The 15,143-nt window shown below is 57.8% G+C and carries 14 protein-coding genes; 6 read left to right on the top strand and 8 right to left on the bottom strand.

What is annotated here, in order from left to right; translation table 11 throughout:
- Positions 1-47 precede the first annotated feature (47 nt).
- The gene (cobT, locus tag I5192_RS08605) at positions 48-1,058 is read left to right on the top strand and encodes a nicotinate-nucleotide--dimethylbenzimidazole phosphoribosyltransferase (RefSeq protein ID WP_170405098.1); all 1,011 of its coding nucleotides are present in this window, start codon (positions 48-50) and stop codon (positions 1,056-1,058) included.
- Here cobT and I5192_RS08600 read toward each other — a convergent pair.
- Both I5192_RS08600 and I5192_RS08595 read right to left on the bottom strand, forming a co-directional pair.
- Positions 1,055-2,938: a monovalent cation:proton antiporter-2 (CPA2) family protein gene (locus I5192_RS08600; RefSeq protein WP_170393396.1), complete on the bottom strand. Its 1,884-nt coding sequence runs from the start codon at positions 2,936-2,938 to the stop codon at positions 1,055-1,057. The genes cobT and I5192_RS08600 overlap by 4 nt on opposite strands.
- A 20-nt stretch (positions 2,939-2,958) precedes the next feature.
- Positions 2,959-3,462 carry an Lrp/AsnC family transcriptional regulator gene (locus tag I5192_RS08595; RefSeq protein ID WP_370644441.1) on the bottom strand — a complete coding sequence of 168 codons (504 nt, stop codon included), beginning with the start codon at positions 3,460-3,462 and terminating at the stop codon, positions 2,959-2,961.
- 99 nt (positions 3,463-3,561) lie between these two features.
- On the opposite strand from I5192_RS08595, the gene hppD reads away from it, so the two are divergent.
- Positions 3,562-4,659 (top strand): 4-hydroxyphenylpyruvate dioxygenase, encoded by a 1,098-nt coding sequence (gene hppD, locus I5192_RS08590; protein ID WP_170563182.1) that lies wholly within the window; start codon positions 3,562-3,564, stop codon positions 4,657-4,659.
- Between the two features lie 56 nt (positions 4,660-4,715).
- Here hppD and I5192_RS08585 read toward each other — a convergent pair whose 3' ends face one another.
- The gene (locus I5192_RS08585) at positions 4,716-6,602 is read right to left on the bottom strand and encodes a hypothetical protein (protein ID WP_223118192.1); all 1,887 of its coding nucleotides are present in this window, start codon (positions 6,600-6,602) and stop codon (positions 4,716-4,718) included.
- 164 nt (positions 6,603-6,766) lie between these two features.
- On the opposite strand from I5192_RS08585, the gene I5192_RS08580 reads away from it, so the two are divergent.
- Positions 6,767-7,462, top strand: a complete 696-nt coding sequence (locus I5192_RS08580) for an SIMPL domain-containing protein (RefSeq protein WP_170421149.1) — start codon at positions 6,767-6,769, stop codon at positions 7,460-7,462.
- Position 7,463: 1 nt separating this feature from the next.
- Here the strand turns inward: I5192_RS08580 and I5192_RS08575 are convergent, their stop codons facing one another.
- The 3 genes from I5192_RS08575 to I5192_RS08565 form a co-directional block, all read right to left on the bottom strand.
- A complete protein-coding gene (locus tag I5192_RS08575) occupies positions 7,464-8,174 on the bottom strand; it encodes a GNAT family N-acetyltransferase (RefSeq protein WP_223118191.1) in 711 nt (236 codons plus the stop codon).
- A 4-nt stretch (positions 8,175-8,178) separates the two neighbouring features.
- Positions 8,179-9,471 (bottom strand): O-acetylhomoserine aminocarboxypropyltransferase/cysteine synthase family protein, encoded by a 1,293-nt coding sequence (locus I5192_RS08570; protein WP_223118190.1) that lies wholly within the window; start codon positions 9,469-9,471, stop codon positions 8,179-8,181.
- Between the two features lie 72 nt (positions 9,472-9,543).
- Positions 9,544-10,539, bottom strand: coding sequence for a hypothetical protein (locus I5192_RS08565; protein ID WP_223118189.1), 996 nt, complete (start codon positions 10,537-10,539; stop codon positions 9,544-9,546).
- Positions 10,540-10,691: 152 nt separating this feature from the next.
- Here I5192_RS08565 and I5192_RS08560 point away from each other — a divergent pair, with 152 nt between their 5' ends.
- The 3 genes from I5192_RS08560 to preA all read left to right on the top strand — a co-directional run bounded on the left by I5192_RS08560 (position 10,692) and on the right by preA (position 14,168).
- Positions 10,692-11,324 (top strand): cupin domain-containing protein, encoded by a 633-nt coding sequence (locus I5192_RS08560; protein ID WP_223118188.1) that lies wholly within the window; start codon positions 10,692-10,694, stop codon positions 11,322-11,324.
- 159 nt (positions 11,325-11,483) lie between these two features.
- Complete coding sequence (locus I5192_RS08555; protein WP_223118187.1) at positions 11,484-12,818, top strand: NAD(P)-dependent oxidoreductase; 1,335 nt, start codon at positions 11,484-11,486, stop codon at positions 12,816-12,818.
- A 45-nt stretch (positions 12,819-12,863) separates the two neighbouring features.
- Positions 12,864-14,168 carry an NAD-dependent dihydropyrimidine dehydrogenase subunit PreA gene (preA, locus tag I5192_RS08550; RefSeq protein ID WP_170626034.1) on the top strand — a complete coding sequence of 435 codons (1,305 nt, stop codon included), beginning with the start codon at positions 12,864-12,866 and terminating at the stop codon, positions 14,166-14,168.
- 51 nt (positions 14,169-14,219) lie between these two features.
- Here the strand turns inward: preA and I5192_RS08545 are convergent, their stop codons facing one another.
- Together I5192_RS08545 and I5192_RS08540 are read right to left on the bottom strand one after the other, a co-directional pair.
- Positions 14,220-14,441: an N-(5'-phosphoribosyl)anthranilate isomerase gene (locus I5192_RS08545; RefSeq protein WP_255612120.1), complete on the bottom strand. Its 222-nt coding sequence runs from the start codon at positions 14,439-14,441 to the stop codon at positions 14,220-14,222.
- Between the two features lie 37 nt (positions 14,442-14,478).
- Entirely contained in the window at positions 14,479-15,087 is a 609-nt protein-coding gene (locus tag I5192_RS08540; RefSeq protein ID WP_170393378.1) for a TetR family transcriptional regulator C-terminal domain-containing protein, read from the bottom strand.
- Positions 15,088-15,143: the final 56 nt, after the last annotated feature.

Raw genomic sequence — 15,143 nt, 5'->3', positions numbered from 1 at the left:
AGCATTGGTTAAACACACACAACCACTCTGATGCAACGAGGCTTTCCATGCTGCCCGAACTCAATGACCTGAACAGTTTCCGCAATGCGCTGACCGGCGCACCCGGTCCGGACACCGCTGCCAAGCAGGGCGCGGAAGAGCGCAACGGTCAACTAACCAAACCGCCCGGCGCGTTGGGGCGGCTTGAGGATCTGGCGATCTGGTATGCAGGTTGGCGCGGGGATGCGCGGCCTCGGATCGATGCGCCGCAGGTCATCGTGTTTGCTGGCAACCATGGCGTAACTGCTCAAGGTGTCTCGGCGTTCCCGCCCGAAGTGACGGTGCAGATGGTCATGAATTTCGAACATGGCGGCGCGGCGATCAACCAGTTGGCAAAGGCTGCGGGCGCGAAGATGGACGTGCACGCGCTGGAGCTGGACCGTCCGACCGCAGATTTTACCCAAGCCCCCGCGATGAGCGAAGAGGAATTGCTAAGCGCACTGCGCACAGGATGGCAGTCGGTTGATCCGCAGGCCGATCTGCTGGTTGTTGGAGAGATGGGGATCGGAAATACCACGCCGGCTGCCGCCATCGCTTGCGCGCTGTTTGGCGGGGATTCTGCCGACTGGACCGGCCGCGGGACCGGTGTGGATGATGCAGGTCTGGCGAACAAAACCCGGGTTGTTGCGGAAGGCGTCGCTCTGCATGGTCAGGGCGATGGACTTCATATTCTAAGGTGTCTCGGCGGACGCGAGATTGCGGCTATGGCTGGTGCGATAGCCGCCGCGCGCGTATTGCGGATACCGGTTATTCTGGATGGATTCATCTGCACCGCAGCTGCAGCCTGTCTGGCGCAGATTTCGGAAACAGCACTGGATCACACCATCGCGGGCCACCAAAGTGCCGAGGGCGCACATGCCGCGATGCTGGACAAGCTGGGCAAAGAGCCGTTGCTGAGCCTCGGCCTGCGCCTGGGCGAAGGCTCGGGCGGAGCGTTGGCGATCAACATTCTGAAAAGCGCGGTTGCTTGTCATTCCGGCATGGCGACATTTGCTGAAGCGGGTGTGTCGGACGGTTAAGCCGACTTCTTGGCGTGTTCCTCGGCCAGTTCCAGCAGCGCGGTTTCCAGATCTTTTTCCAGTTGCCGCGCACGCTCGATGTATTTCTTGTTTTCGGCTGTCGGCATGCCGGGGATCCACAGTTCTGCAAGCTCGCGCACCGATCCCCGGTCGTGGTGATAGAAGGTCTGCTCGGCCTGTGCGGCCTCGTATTCACTGAGGCCGATATTCTCCAAAACATAGCGGCCCGCGCGTAGCGATCCGTCGAACATCTCGCGGACAATGTCGTTGGCCCCGGCCTGATAGAGTTCATAGACGTGGTTGCGGTCGCGGGCGCGGGCGATGATGTGCAGATCGGGCCGCTGGCGGCGGGCATATCCGACGAGACGGGTGACCTGTTTGTAGTCATCCATGGCCGCGACAAGGACCGCTGCCTTTTCGATTCCAGCAGCGCGCAGCAATTCGGGGCGAGTGGGGTCGCCAAGGAAGCCTTTGACACCGAACCGTCGCATCAGCTGGATCGTTTCGATATCGTGGTCCAGAACAACTGTTTTAAACCCACTTGCCTGTACCAGCCGGTTGACGATCTGCCCAAAGCGACCGATCCCGGCGATGATGACAGGGCCTTTTTCGTCAATCTGATCGGGTTCAACCTGCGGATTGCTCTCGCCGAGAAAGCGCGAAAGTACGTCGTAGACGATAAACAGAAGCGGTGTGATCAACATGGTCAGCGCAATGATCATCAACAGTTTTTGCGACAAACCCGGCGGAATCACGTTCTGCTGCGTAGAAAACGCCAACAAGACAAAGCCGAATTCACCGGCCTGGGCCAAACCCAGCGTGAACAGCCAGTGATCGCGCCCGCGCAGCTTGAAGGCGCGCCCGACGATGAACAGGATGATCCCCTTGGCCAGTATGACCAGCAAGGCCAAACCGATCAGGTCAAACGGGTCGGCGAAGAAATACCCGATATCGATCCCAGCGCCCACGGTGATGAAGAACAGGCCCAGCAACAGCCCCTTGAACGGCTCAAGGTCGCTTTCCATTTCGTGTCGAAACTCCGAACTGGCCAGAACCACTCCGGCCAGAAACGCGCCAAGAGCGGGCGACAGGCCCACAAGGGTCATCAGGAACGAGATGCCGACCACGATCATTAGCGCCAGTGCCGTATACATCTCGCGCAGGTGGGTGGCGTGGATGAAACGGAACAGTGGGCGGGTCAGGTAGATGCCGGCCAATACGACAAACGCGACGGCGCCAATGGTGACAAGCGTAACGGCCCAGCCGGGCAGACCTTCGACCAGCGAGAGTTTGGCGTGATAATCCGCGTCTTTGGCTATGCCTACGCCACGGCTGATGGAGCCGTCATCTTCGATGTGGATGCTTGCGGGCAGGGCAAGCAGCGGCAGGAAAGCTAGGATCGGGATTACGGCAATGTCCTGCGTCAGCAGGACCGAGAAGGTCGCTCGACCTCCGTTGGTTTGCATCAGGCCCTTTTCGGATAGGGTCTGCAGCACGATTGCAGTGGAAGAAAGTGACAAGGTTAATCCAACCGCCAGCGCCACCGACCACTGATGACCCGCATAGAACGCCACAGCTGCGATTGCGGCGGTCGACAGGCCGACCTGCAGCCCGCCCAAGCCTAACAATTTGTCCCGCATATCCCACAAGGCACGGGGCTCAAGCTCGAGCCCGATCAGGAACAGCATCATCACGACGCCGAATTCGGCCACATGCTGCAGGCTTTCCGTCTCGGCCCCGACAAGGCCTAAAATGGGACCAATCGCGATGCCTGCGGCCAGATAACCCAGCACCGATCCCAGACCCAGACGGGCGGAAAGCGGCACTGCGATCACCGCAGCTGCCAGATAGATCGATGCCTGATAAAGGAACTCGTTCATTATTGTCCTCTTAAATCCGCTCAGGTCGGGAGCGGCGCGTCGCGTTTCAATTGGTCCATTACGATCTGGCTTTGCACCCGTGCAACTGCAGGATGCGGCAGGATCACTTCGTGAAGCAAGGTATTGAGTGCGGATAAGTCGTCACAATAGACATGAAGCAGGTAATCTGCCTCACCTGTCATCGTCCAGGCGCTGGTGATCTCGGGGCGGGTGTTGACCATGCGGGCGAAGCCTGCGGATTGTTCGGGGCCATGAGTGCCCAGATGCACCTGAATGAACCCCTGAACCTGTAGCCCCAGCCTCAGCGGGTCCAGTCGTGCGGTGTACCCAGTGATATAACCCTCGGCCTCAAGGCGCTGTCGGCGACGGCCCGCCTGACTGGCGGATAGATTCAGCACATCACCCAATTGCTGCGACGTCAGATGCGCGTCGCGCTGCAAAGCTGCGAGTATTCCGATATCAATCCGATCCAGCACGTGCGGCGTTTCCTCAAGATTTGCAATCAATATGCGGAAAGTACGCATCTAAACTTAGTTTATACGAAAACAATGCGCAGAAACAGCACTCATTAAGGCGTATTTTTGAATCAGCAAAGAAATTCCTGTTTTCCGAGGAGACGCGCCATGGGTCCTTTCCCGCATAACGCCCCGAAATCTGTCATCAGCGAAGAAAACCCAGCCGGTACCGACGGGTTTGAGTTTGTTGAATTCGCACACCCCGAGCCGCAAGAGCTGCGAGACCTGTTTGCGCGAATGGGCTTCGACTATGTCGGCTATCACCGCGACACCCCCAAGGTCGAGCTTTGGCAACAGGGTGATGTAACCTACATCCTGAACGCGGATCCTGACAGTTTTGCAGCCAAATTCGTGGCCGAGCACGGCCCCTGCGCCCCTGCCATGGGCTGGCGCGTTGTTGATGCTCAGAAGGCTTATGAGCACGCGATCGCCAAAGGGGCTGAGCCTTATGATGGCGCAGACAAGACCATGAACGTTCCGGCGATCAAGGGCATTGGTGGTTCGCTGATCTACTTCATCGATCAGTATTACGACACTTCGCCCTACAACGAGGAATTTGAATGGCTGGAGCAGTCAAAACCGCGCGGCGATGGGTTCTACTATCTCGATCACCTGACCCACAACGTGTTCAAGGGCAACATGGACAAGTGGTTCAAATTCTACGGCGACCTGTTCAACTTCCGTGAAATCCGCTTTTTCGACATTCAAGGTAAGTTCACCGGGCTTTACAGTCGCGCGTTGACTTCACCTTGTGGTCGCATCCGTATTCCGATCAATGAAGATCGTGGCGAGACCGGACAGATCGTCTCCTACCTGAAGAAGTACAACGGCGAAGGCATCCAGCATATCGCGGTGGGCAGCGACGACATCTACGCCTCGACCGATGCCATTGCCGAGAAGGGTCTGAAGTTCATGCCCGGTCCGAACGAGGCCTATTATGACATGTCTTACGACCGTGTGTCCGGCCATGATGAGCCCAAGCATCGGATGATGAAGCACGGCATTCTGATCGACGGCGAAGGCGTTGTTGATGGCGGTGAGACCAAGATTCTGCTGCAGATCTTTTCGAAAACAGTTATTGGCCCGATCTTCTTTGAGTTCATTCAGCGTAAAGGGGATGACGGGTTTGGTGAAGGCAATTTCAAGGCCCTGTTTGAATCGATCGAACGTGAGCAGATCGAGTCGGGTGAAATCTCGGCAGCCTAAACATGAACCAATGAAATCAACCGAGCGCCGTGTCTGACCGACATGGCGCTTTTTCTTTACCCGCGCGGCATCTTGAGCGTGATGTTCTTGCCGCGCTTCTGATAGCGCAACTCGCTGTCGCCGATAGCGATGACATTACCTCCGTCGATGCGATCGCCCACCTTCAGCTTTTTATAGCGTCCGCTGGGCAGGCGGACCAAAGCACGGCGGTTTGCCGGGGTGCCGTACACGCCGATTAGGTTCAACTTGCGCAGGTTAATCGCGTTGTCGATGGTTGCTTGTCTCGCAACTGAAGCGGAAGACGGGATTTTGGGATTGACCGTTCTGGGCTGGAACGAACCAACTTCATCGGCATTACTGGCCACATTTGCGGTCGAGGCCAGCGCTGCACTCCCAGAACTAGGTTGCCGTGTCGCGCGCGCCGTGATGCTGGCAGGCCTGATTTTTGGACGGGGTACCCGTACAACAGCCAGCGCAGTCGGGGTTTCATCGACCTGCGGAGGGGTTTGCAGAGACTCGGGCCGCAGCTTGGGCCGGACCGAGGCCAGTTCTTGCCGGGATCGACCGCCAAGTTGCTGGCGTTCGAATTGATCCACCAGATTTTCCGGGCGTGGCCGTGGGCGAAACGCTGCGAGTCTCTCATCGACCTCTTCTATGACAACGGGTTCTGTTTCGAACCTGGTTGGGGGTTCGGGGGGCACGGATGCGGGACGACCCAGATAAACCATCACACCGGCCGGGTTCAGCGTGCCTTCGGCACTTGGCGTCACAAGTCCGCGTTCATCCAGGTTGAACCGCTGCCCCGCTTGGCCTGGCAAAGAGATCGACTCAAAAGACGCATCTGTGTCGAGGCTGGCAAGTTCGGGTAGTGCGACGGAATCGGTCGACAGGTCCGAGCGATCGACCGATGTGAGATATTGATTATCCACGCCAGCCACAGGCGCTGGCTCCAGATCTGAAGGTTCAACAGGGGCGGTGCCGGTAAACTCACGAAACTCGGTTCTGATCTCTGGCAGATCAGCGATGTCTTCGACCGGCTCCGGTTCAATCTTCAGTGCCTCGAGAATGGCCTCGTCCGTGGGGGTGAGCACCGGTTCTTCCTCTGCCACTTCAGGTTCTTGTGGGAGGCTTGCGATCTCGGTTTCCTGAGGTTCGGGTTGTGCCTGCGGTTCTGCAGTTGCAATTTCTGGCTCTGGCTGCAGCTCGGGCTCTAACGGTTCGGCCACTTCGACAATTTCGGGGTCAGAGCTGTTGTAAGACCAGACACCCAGCAACATTCCAACCACAACCGACGCTGCGATCGCAGGAATTGCAAAGCGTTTCAGATCCGTTCCTGTCTTGGCAGACGAGGGCAGTGCTTTGGTAGCAGGCTCAAATGCAGGGGGGGCTGCATCTTCAGCGATGGCGTGAACCGGTATGTCCGGCGTATCAACGGGTTTGGGGGCCGCAATCACAGCGTCCTCATCCACAATGATCGGCAGTTCCAGAAATGGCGCGTCCAGAGCATCGTTGCCGGTTGCGCTGACCCAGAATGCCTCGGGGATAAAGCCATGATCGGTGGCAAATGCGCTGGCTTCGTCCAGCGTTTGCTGGGCCACAGCGGCAACCGGGGTCTCAGTCCCCGCGTTGCCCGCGACATAAGCCAGCTCTGATAGCTCATAGGGCGTGGCTGCGGCCAACGTATCCTTGACCTTTTTCGCCGCTGCATCGGTGTCCAAACCATCGGTGTCGACAACCAAGAGGCGCACCTGATCGGATGGAATAACAAGCTTGCAACTCAGGTCATTTTCCAGCGCGAATCCCTGATCCCGAAGGGCCAGCATCTGGTCCGCGAAATCCGACGCATCTAACGGAACGGTTCCAATGCAGTACCAGTCTCCATCCGACTGATGATGCAAGGAAATGCCGTTTTCAGAAAATGACAGCGCAAAGGCGGGTTTCATAATCGCGATGAACCATAATTGTCGGCTTTTATGCAAACGCTTAGATGTCTGCCCGCCGAGATTAGAGCAGGAACTCGCCGAGGGAAAGAAAAAGGCACGTTTCCCCCTTGCCGTGTACGGGCCCGACCACCCATCTTGAGGGCAAGCATCAAGGAGGGATCATCTTGAAGACACTTGCTTTTTTGGCCGCCATGGCCGCTGCCACCGCGACTCTGCCCGCCCATGCGGAAGAACGTCGCATCTCGGTCAGCGGGACCGGTACGGCTCTGGTTGCACCCGATATGGCAACGATAACACTGGGCGTGACCAATCAGGATGCGCAGGCATCGGTAGCGATGCAGGCGACCTCGGACGCGGTGACGCAGATCCTCAAACGACTGGACGAAATGGGATTGGAGGCGCGCGATGTTCAGACGCGCGATCTTTCGCTTTCTCCGGTCTGGTCGGGGCGCAGCAATTCCAGCAATGAGCCACCCAAGATCACTGGGTTCACCGCGTCCAACCGCGTTTCGGTACGCGTGCGGGATCTGGATAATCTGGGCCAGATCATGGATGCGGTCATCAAAGATGGTGCCAATGATTTCGGCGGTCTGAGCTTTGGCGTGCAAGAGCCCAAACCGCTTGAGGCTGAAGCACGGGCCAAAGCTGTGGCAGATGCGACCGAGAAGGCGCAGCAACTGGCGCAGGCGTCCGGGGTTACGCTGGGTCCCGTCCTATCGATCAACGACCACGGCGGAGGTGTTCGCCCGATGGCTCAGATGCGCGAGATGGCGATGTCGGACGCCGGTGGCGTGCCGGTCGCAGGCGGAGAGATTTCCGTTTCGGTCAATATCGCGATGGAGTTCGAAATCGCGGAGTAATCTACGATCCAACCCGGGCTTGCAGCGGTTGGCGCTGCCGGCCCGATGCATCGAAATTCCCCGGCGCAAGCCAGTTCTCGAATGCCGCGCGAACGCGCGGCCACTCGCTGTCGATAATCGAAAACCACGCCGTATCCCGGTTGCGTCCTTTGTAATGTGTCGCCTGCCGGAAGACGCCCTCGAACGTGAAACCCAAACGTTCAGCTGCGCGTTTTGATGGCGCGTTCAGGGCGTCGCATTTCCATTCATAGCGGCGATAACCAAGCTCATCGAATACCCGGCGCATCATCAGATACATCACTTCGGTCGATTGCGGTTTACGCTGCAGCAGAGGTGAGAAATGGATGTGGCCCACTTCGATCGCACCCGCGGCTGGTTCGACTCGAAGGTACGAGGCCATCCCGACGGGTACCTCATCCGCGTCGAGCACTGTATGGAACATCGGGTCCGCATCCATGCAATTTGACTGCGCCCATGCGGTGAAATCCGCCTCAGAGTCGAACGGGCCGTAGGGAAGGTAAGTCCAATTGCGGCCGTCCATGTCATTGGCAAACGCCCGGTACAAGCCGGGCGCGTGCCTGTTTACATCCAATGGCACAACGGAACAGAACCGGCCCTGCATCGGTGTGTAAGGTGGCGTGGGGCGAGGGAACTCGCCCGTGACCGAAAAACCGATGGGTTGACCCAGTTCATTTGTGTTGTGCCCGGTCATCGGATCAGGCGCTGGCTTTGGACAGAGCCTGATCGAGATCAGCGATCAGATCGTCTGCATCCTCGATCCCGATGGACACGCGCACCACTCCAGGGCCTGCGCCTGCAGCTTCCTGCTGCTCGGGCGTCAACTGACGGTGTGTGGTCGAGGCCGAGTGGATGATCAGCGACCGTGCGTCGCCAAGGTTGGCCACGTGGCTGAAGATCTCAAGCGCGTTCACCAGCTTTACGCAGGCGTCATAGCCGCCCTTGACCGCAAAGGTGAACAGGGCGCCCGCGCCGCGCGGGTAGTGCTTTTTTACCCTGTCGCTATAAGGCGAGGATGGCAGGCCAGCATATGTCACGTAATCCACACGGTCGTCTGCCTCGAGCCACGCTGCTATTTTCTGCGCGTTTTCGACGTGGCGCTCCATCCGTAGCGATAGCGTTTCTATCCCCATCAGTGTGTAATGCGCCGCCTGAGGGTTCATCGTCATGCCCAGATCGCGTAGACCGATCGCGATGCCGTGGAATGTAAAGGCGAGCGGGCCGAAGGTCTCGTGGAATTTCAGGCCGTGATAGGCGGATTCGGGTTCGCTGAGCGAGGGGAACTTGTCATTCGCCGACCAGTCGAACTTGCCCGAATCCACGATGCAGCCGCCGGTCACGGTGCCGTTGCCGGTCAGGTACTTGGTGGTCGAGTGAACGACCAGAGTCGCGCCGTGTTCAATCGGGCGGCACAGGTAGGGCGTGGCCGAGGTGTTGTCGACGATCAGCGGAATGCCTGCTGCGTCCGCCACATCCGCCAGCGCACGGATATCGGTGACATAACCGCCCGGGTTGGCGATGGATTCGCAGAACACCGCGCGGGTGTTTTCGTCGATAGCGTCCTTGACGGCGTCCAGATCATCGGTATCAACGAATTTGGCCGACCAGCCGAAACGTTTGATCGTCTGGCTAAACTGCGTCACCGTCCCACCGTAGAGGCGGGTCGAGGCGACAACATTGCAGCCCGGCCCCATCAGCGGGAACAGCGCCATGATCTGCGCTGCGTGTCCCGAGGAACAGCAGACCGCACCGACACCGCCTTCAAGCGTCGCCACACGTTCCTGCAGCACCGCAACAGTCGGGTTGGTCAGTCGCGAATAGATAAAACCCACTTCCTGCAGGTTGAACAACGCGGCGGCGTGTTCCGCGTCGCGAAATACATATGCCGTGGTCTGGTAGATCGGTGTCTGGCGCGCGCCTGTGGCAGGGTCGGGGCGGGCCCCGGCGTGAATTTGCAGCGTGTCAAAACCGTAGGTGGGTCCGTCAGACATCGAGGAAATCTCCTGTTGGAATGTGTGTTGCTGAATCTCTAGGACATTGGCTCGCCCGGCACAATGTCCGCGTCACCGCAGCCAAAGCCCCTTGGACTTGATCGTTTTGCGAATGACCTGTTCGCGTGCGGGCAGGTTGTTTCGGTCGAACAATGCCCGGATCTTCGCACCCTTGCGCTGTATCACCAGCTTCTTCAGTGGATCATAGCCTTTGAGCACTTTTTTGATCTTGTTCGGGGCCACGACGGTTTCCAATACCTCGACCACATGATCGCTTTCGCGGGCGTAGAGCATCGGGAACAGGCGATAGTGGCAGCTAACCGACCCATCCAGCAGGCCCTCGGGCAGGGCATCCCGTCCGCCACCGAAGGAATGGATGACCAGCGGCAAGGCGATCTGATCCAGCCACGGGTTCAGAACTTGCCCGGTCAGTTCGGGGATTTCCTCGTCGCGAATGGCGCGGGCATAGCCCATAAACCGCTCACCAAATTGGCGGGGGCATTTGTAGAAGAAATAACCGGCGTTAAAATACAGGTAGCGCCGCCAATAGCCCTCGGGCTGGCTGGGATCGAGAGAGCTTTCGAAATCCAGCCCGAACCGGTCATACAGTGCGCGCCAGATACCCTCATATCCTGGGCCGTAGAGCGTGGGTTTGGGCCATGTTCCCTCGACCCGAAGTGAGGCGCCGGGCTGTTCGAAATCGAACGGGACGTCGGAAATTTCGCCGGTGATCAGAGTGTCGGAGTCGAAAAAGGCAAAGGGCTCGCCCTCTGGCATCGCCAGCAAAGCTTCGATCTTGTTGCCATTGGGATAGCTCGAGCCAAAAGCATGAGATTCAAAAGGCAGAATCTCGGCACCCAGATGCTGCAGGGCTTCAAGAACTTCGGCATCCTGAATGCTGGGGTTCTGAGGCCAAAGAGGGCCAGGCTGTGGCACCCCCACGAACAGCCGACCTTTGAACCCTGGTGAGCTGTGGCGCAGCGAGGCGGCGAACAAAAGCGCCTCGTATTGCAGCCGGTTGTTTTGCCCGATGATGAGGATGTTGAATGTCGCCGGGCTTGCCTGCATCGTGTTGCGCTTTCTGATCGGGCCGGTAATCGGCCGCTGCCACAACCGGAAGTACAACAAGCTGTGAAGGGCGTCAAAACCCCAAACATGACCGGTTTGCAAATCCGGCTCGTGCTCCCATCTAATGTGACAGCAACGCAGGAGGATTGCATATGCGGGTCAATGCAGATTTCACACAGCGGGTCGCCGTTCACTTTGATAAGACCGAATGGGTCGCATCACCGGCTGCTGGCGTCGAACGCAAGATGCTGGACCGCATTGGCGAGGAAGTGGCGCGTGCCACAACCATCGTGCGCTTTGCCCCCGGCAGCGCGTTTTCGTCGCATACTCATGACGGGGGTGAGGAATATCTGGTGCTGGACGGAGTGTTCCAGGATGAAACCGGAGATTTCCCTGTCGGCAGCTATGTACGCAATCCCCCGACGTCCTCCCATACACCCTCGGCCAGCGAAGGCGCGACTATTCTGGTCAAATTGCATCAGTTCGACCCCGATGACCGCACCGAGGTTCGGCGCTCGATCAACGGGGGCGGAGATATCGATTTGTTCAAGGACGTGCATGAGGATGTCCAGGTGCAAACCTGGGGCGCGGGCGAACATATTGAATTGGACGCCGATAAGGGGTTTGAGGTCTTTGTTATCGAAGGTGGCTTTGCCGAGGCGGGCGAAGAATTTGGCACTTGGGACTGGTTGCGCTTGCCGCCTGGATCACGCTTTGCTGCTGTAGCAGCAGAGGGCGGAGCCCGTGTTTGGATCAAATCCGGCCACCTGGGTGGGATGGTCTGAGCCACCGCTGCCAACAAAATAGGCAATTTCTGACTGAATCCGGGCCATTCCGCCCGGATTTTTCATTTTTTGACCATTTGGCAAATTTTACCAATTGATAAAAAATCAGATTGTGGCAAGCTGGGGTCCATAACAAACATATCTACAGGGAGTAGAGTGATGGCACAGGGCCAGATGGCACCCGGGATCGTCTCCGGGCGGCTTTCCAGCGATGAGCTGACCTCGAATTTCACCGATCTGCATCCGCCACTGGCCCCGCACGAGGCCGCTGTGGCCGCCGATCGATGCTATTTCTGCTATGACGCGCCATGTGTGACGGCCTGTCCTACGAATATCGATATTCCGTTGTTCATTCGCCAGATTCAGGCCGGGCAACCGCAGGCGGCAGGGCAGACCATTCTGGAGCAGAACATTCTGGGCGGCATGTGTGCCCGGGTTTGTCCGACCGAAACTTTGTGTGAAGAGGCTTGCGTGCGTGAGACGGCCGAAGGCAAGCCGGTCGAGATCGGACGCCTGCAGCGTTATGCAACCGATGATGTGATGGCCTCGGGTGCGCATCCGTTCGAGCGCGCCGCATCAACCGGCAAGACAATTGCCGTAGTTGGGGCAGGGCCCGCCGGTCTGGCCTGTGCGCATCGTCTGGCGATGCTGGGGCACGATGTGGTGATCCACGAAGGCAAGCCCAAGCCAGGCGGTCTGAACGAATACGGGATTGCGGCGTATAAATCTACCAATGATTTTGCACAGGCCGAGGTCGATTGGCTGCTTAAAATAGGCGGGATCGCGATCGAGACCGGTTCGATTCTGGGAGAGACGATTTCTCTGGAAGGGTTGCAGGAGAACTATGACGCTGTTTTCCTGTCAATAGGACTTGCGGGCGTGAACGCACTGCGGGCTGATGGGGTCGATAAAGACGGGGTGCGCCCGGCGGTCGACTTTATCTCGGATGTGCGACAGGCCAGCGATCTGGTTGATCTACCTGTGGGTCGCAATGTCGTTGTGATTGGCGGTGGTATGACTGCCGTAGATGCGGCAGTGAAATCGAAACTGCTAGGCGCTGAGCACGTCACCATCGCCTATCGCCGAGGTCGCGACGCGATGGGTGCCAGCCGGTACGAACAGGATTTGGCGGCGTCGCATGGTGTTCGGATTCTCTGCAATGTTCAGCCGGTGGCCATTCACGGAAATGGTGCCGCAGCAGAGATCGAATTGGAGTATACTGCGAGCCATGATGGTCGACTGACCGGAACAGGTGAAACTGTCCGTGTGCCGGCCGATCAGGTTCTTAAGGCCATCGGTCAGACGCTTGACGGTGCGCCGGAAGGCCTAACGCTGGATGGCAATAAGATTGCCGTGACCGGGGCGGGACGCACTTCAATGACCGGTGTGTGGGCTGGCGGAGACTGTGCGGCAGGTGGCGAAGACCTGACCGTGACCGCCGTAGCCGAAGGTCGCGATGCCGCGATGGATATCCACGCTGCTCTGAGCGCGTGAAACTCAAAGACAAAGATGCAGAACTGCATCAGGGAGGCCGGATAAATGGCTGATTTAACATCAAACTTTCTTGGAATATCAAGCCCGAACCCGTATTGGCTGGCCTCCGCGCCACCGACGGATAAGGAGTACAATGTTCGCCGCGCCTTCGAGGCCGGATGGGGCGGCGTAGTGTGGAAGACCTTGGGGGCCGAGGGGCCTCCGGTCGTGAATGTGAACGGCCCACGCTATGGCGCGATTTATGGCGCGGACCGCCGGTTGTTGGGGCTCAACAACATCGAACTGATCACAGATCGGCCGCTTGAGGTGAACCTTGAGGAAATGGCCCGCGTAAAGGCGGATTATCCAGATCGCGCCCTGATCGCCTCGATCATGGTGCCCTGTGAGGAGGCTGCTTGGAAGGCCATTCTGCCGCGTGTGGCTGAAACCGGTGCGGACGGGATCGAGCTGAATTTTGGCTGTCCGCACGGGATGAGTGAACGGGGTATGGGGTCTGCCGTCGGGCAGGTGCCGGAATACATCGAAATGGTGACCCGTTGGTGCAAACAGTATTACGACCGCCCAGTTATCGTGAAGCTAACGCCGAACATTACGGATATCCGCAAACCTGCGGCGGCGGCGAAGAATGGGGGCGCGGATGCGGTATCGCTGATCAATACGATCAACTCGATCACCAGTGTCAATCTGGACACGTTCAGCCCCGAACCCTCGATTGACGGTAAAGGCAGCCATGGTGGCTACTGCGGACCGGCGGTGAAACCAATCGCGTTGTCGATGGTGTCCGAGATTGCGCGGGCCAAAGCCACGCATGGGCTACCGATCTCAGGCATCGGTGGCGTCACCACTTGGCGCGATGCAGCAGAGTTTATCTCGCTGGGTTGCGGCAATGTTCAGGTCTGCACTGCAGCGATGACCTATGGGTTCAAAATCATCGATGAATTGACGGCTGGCCTGTCGGAATGGATGGATGAGAAAGGCTATGCCAATATCGACGAAGTGATCGGACGCGCAGTGCCCAATGTGACGGATTGGCAATATCTGAACCTCAACTACATCGCCAAAGCGAAGATCGATCAGGATCAGTGCATCAAATGCGGTCGCTGTTTTGCAGCCTGTGAAGACACCAGCCATCAGGCGATTTCGATGTCGGCGGATCGGGTGTTCGAGGTTATCGACGAGGAATGCGTGGCCTGCAATCTTTGCGTGGATGTGTGCCCTGTAGAGGGGTGTATTTCCATGGAGCCGATGGCCGCCGGAGCGGTTGATCCGCGCACAGGCAAGGTCGTTGATCCTGAATATGCCAATTGGACGACACACCCCAACAACCCCATGGCGAAAGCGGCGGAGTAGTCAGAGATTTTTCGTCGAAAAATCTTGGCGTAGAAAATTTGACGAATTTACTCAGAACAGAATGTCGATGGGTCCGTTGTGGCAGATGATGACATATTGATTGGCGGTGCGGATCAAATGGTATCCGCGCCGTTTCACTTCTGCCTGAAAAGCCGCGTGACCAACCTCCCGTTCGACCCAAGCAACTAAGCGTCGTACAACAGCTCCCGTTCGAGCAGATCGGGACGAGATAAGCTGGGTGATCCAAGGCTCGGGATCTGAGCGATACGTCATCATGCTCCGAGCTTTTCTCAATAGGGTTAAGTGTCTCTTAAGGTGTAAGCAGTTTTCGATAGAGCGTTTCCACGAACGGAACCGCGCCTTCGAATGGGTCTTCTTCCCCAAGAATTGCCCGGACTTGAACATCGAAATCCGCATAATGCTGTGTCAGTGCCCAGATCGAGAAAATCAGATGATAGGGATGGACTCGTGCAATTTTGCCCTGAGCCATCCAGCTTGTCAGAATCGTGGTTTTTTCATCGACCAGTTTTTTGAGATCGCTGGACAAAGCTTCATGAATGCGCGGCGCGCCCTGAACAAGCTCATTGGCAAAGAGGCGGCTCTCGCGCGGCAGGTCGCGGCTCATCTCAAGCTTGCGTTGGATATAAGACAGTATTTCTTCCAGCGGGTCGCCATCCTCATTCAACGCGTGCAGGGGAGCGAGCCAGACTTCAAGCAGACCCGACAACAGGGCTGTATGGATCGCTTCTTTCGATGGAAAATAATAGAGCAGGTTGGGCTTGCTCAGCCCCGCCTCAGCTGCAATTTGGTCGACGGTTGCGCCGCGAAAACCGTGGGCTGAGAACACATTCAAGGCCGCCTCGAGAATCGCTGCTCGGTTCTTTTGCTGAATCCGGGTTGGGGCGCGGTCTTTGGGCATGTTCACCTGTTGTCCTTTTTTCGGCCAGTTGGGCGTCAATTATGTCGAAAATTCCG

The organism is Ruegeria sp. SCSIO 43209 (assembly GCF_019904295.1).
Taxonomy (GTDB): Bacteria; Pseudomonadota; Alphaproteobacteria; order Rhodobacterales; family Rhodobacteraceae; genus Ruegeria.
Note: the sequence above shows the minus strand (reverse complement) of the source record. Positions and strands in the feature narration are given on the sequence as shown.

Bases quoted from the DNA above. Each gene is read 5' to 3' on its own strand.
- I5192_RS08570 (WP_223118190.1), bottom strand. From the start codon at position 9,471: ATGTCTGACGGACCCACCTACGGTTTTGACACGCTGCAAATTCACGCC.
- I5192_RS08540 (WP_170393378.1), bottom strand. From the start codon at position 15,087: ATGCCCAAAGACCGCGCCCCAACCCGGATTCAGCAAAAGAACCGAGCA.
- hppD (WP_170563182.1), top strand. From the start codon at position 3,562: ATGGGTCCTTTCCCGCATAACGCCCCGAAATCTGTCATCAGCGAAGAA.
- I5192_RS08545 (WP_255612120.1), bottom strand. From the start codon at position 14,441: ATGACGTATCGCTCAGATCCCGAGCCTTGGATCACCCAGCTTATCTCG.
- cobT (WP_170405098.1), top strand. From the start codon at position 48: ATGCTGCCCGAACTCAATGACCTGAACAGTTTCCGCAATGCGCTGACC.
- I5192_RS08575 (WP_223118191.1), bottom strand. From the start codon at position 8,174: ATGACCGGGCACAACACAAATGAACTGGGTCAACCCATCGGTTTTTCG.
- I5192_RS08595 (WP_370644441.1), bottom strand. From the start codon at position 3,462: ATGCGTACTTTCCGCATATTGATTGCAAATCTTGAGGAAACGCCGCAC.
- preA (WP_170626034.1), top strand. From the start codon at position 12,864: ATGGCTGATTTAACATCAAACTTTCTTGGAATATCAAGCCCGAACCCG.
- I5192_RS08585 (WP_223118192.1), bottom strand. From the start codon at position 6,602: ATGAAACCCGCCTTTGCGCTGTCATTTTCTGAAAACGGCATTTCCTTG.
- I5192_RS08560 (WP_223118188.1), top strand. From the start codon at position 10,692: ATGCGGGTCAATGCAGATTTCACACAGCGGGTCGCCGTTCACTTTGAT.
- I5192_RS08555 (WP_223118187.1), top strand. From the start codon at position 11,484: ATGGCACAGGGCCAGATGGCACCCGGGATCGTCTCCGGGCGGCTTTCC.
- I5192_RS08600 (WP_170393396.1), bottom strand. From the start codon at position 2,938: ATGAACGAGTTCCTTTATCAGGCATCGATCTATCTGGCAGCTGCGGTG.
- I5192_RS08565 (WP_223118189.1), bottom strand. From the start codon at position 10,539: ATGCAGGCAAGCCCGGCGACATTCAACATCCTCATCATCGGGCAAAAC.